Source organism: Bradyrhizobium sp. Unk1 (assembly GCF_059512345.1).
The window spans coordinates 1-1,416 of the sequence record NZ_JCAMOP010000167.1 but is presented as its reverse complement, the minus strand read 5'-3'; the positions used below and the strand labels follow the sequence as shown (position 1 = coordinate 1,416).

The 1,416-nt window shown below is 59.5% G+C and carries 1 protein-coding gene; it reads right to left on the bottom strand.

The window, feature by feature from the left end:
- Window positions 1-260 precede the first annotated feature (260 nt).
- The gene (locus AC5ZFO_RS47900; protein ID WP_354125541.1) at window positions 261-1,295 is read right to left on the bottom strand and encodes an IS110 family RNA-guided transposase; all 1,035 of its coding nucleotides are present in this window, start codon (window positions 1,293-1,295) and stop codon (window positions 261-263) included.
- Window positions 1,296-1,416 lie beyond the last annotated feature (121 nt).

The following is a 1,416-nucleotide window of genomic DNA, read 5'->3' as shown; positions in this document are numbered from 1 at the left end:
CCTTCTGTAATGGGCCCGATGATGTCAAGCCTCCCGGGTGAACGTCACGCCGCCGAGCTCATGCTTCTGTCCGTGGTCGACGCCTGGCCGCCACATCATGCTGTCAGAGGGAGCGGTGAGCCTATCTAGATACGCGTGGTTCGTCAGACGACGGCCACTGGGCGTGTAACGGCTTCACCGGATCCACCGTCCCGGCGACGGGACTTCGGGCATTGGGCTTCAGTTCAGCCCGGTTGCGTTCTTGATCTCCTCCGCCTGTTCTATGCCGCTATCGGCCCCGCTTCAGCCCATCGGTAAGTTGTGCCGTCGACCCAGATCCGATGCAAGATCACTGCGAGCTTACGTGCCAGAGCGACTTTTGCGCGCTTCGAGCCTCGCCGTTTGGCGACGTCCATCCCCCAGCGCTTGAGTTTTGAGAACCGTGTGATGCGTGATAGCAGAACGTTGGCGGCTTCATACAAGACCGTCCGCACCGTCTCATCGCCGGCCAGCGTGATTCCGCCCGTGACGTCCTTTTCTCCCGATTGATATTTCTTTGGTGTGAGCCCGAACAGCGCGCCTGCTGCCTTTGACTTTGCAATGCGATGAGGATCATCAATCGCGGATTTGTAGGTGATGGCCACCAGGGGACCAACGCCTGGTACCGTCATAAGCCGGCGGCAGACTGCATCATCACGCACAATTGCCAGCATAGCCCTGTGCAGCCTTCCGTATTCTGCCTTCAGGGTCGATCGCGCCGAAAGCATCGCATCGGCAATGCGCTCCAATGTCGCCTGGCCCGCAACCAGCTCTCGAATCCGCGCTTCGAAATTCCTTCGGGTCACCGGGCCAACCTTCAGACCGAAGCCGCGCAAAATCCCTCGGATACTTAGTTCTACATCGATGAGCCGCCCGAGAAGCTGTTTGCGTGCGATCAGGAGTGCCCGGATCTCTTGCGCGTCAACCGACTTTACGTGTACCGATCGATACCACCCCATCCGGATCAACTGGGCGATCCCGCGGGCATCCTTCCGATCCGTCTTAACCGTCATTGCAGACAACGCGGCCTTCACGTGCCGCGTTTCCAGCAGAACTGTTTCGAATCCTGCACCTCTCAGGCCCGCATGCAGCCATTGAGACAGCGGCCCAGCCTCCAGCCCGATCCGCTTCACTGCAAAGCCGAGCGCCTCAAAAAGCTCAACTAAGGCGCCGGGCTCGCTTGCGACCTTTGCTTCCCTCAGGATCTTACCCTGGGCGTCCACAACACACACGCTCGACAGTTCCAATGACACGTCGATTCCGGCATAATTGTCCACGGCTGTCCTCCGTCTCCAGATGCTTGGGGCCGACTCAAGTCGTGACCCCGTTTCATCATCTATCGGGGGACAGCCACCATCATGACCCCTTGCTCGGAGCCGGGCCCATTACCGCATCTAG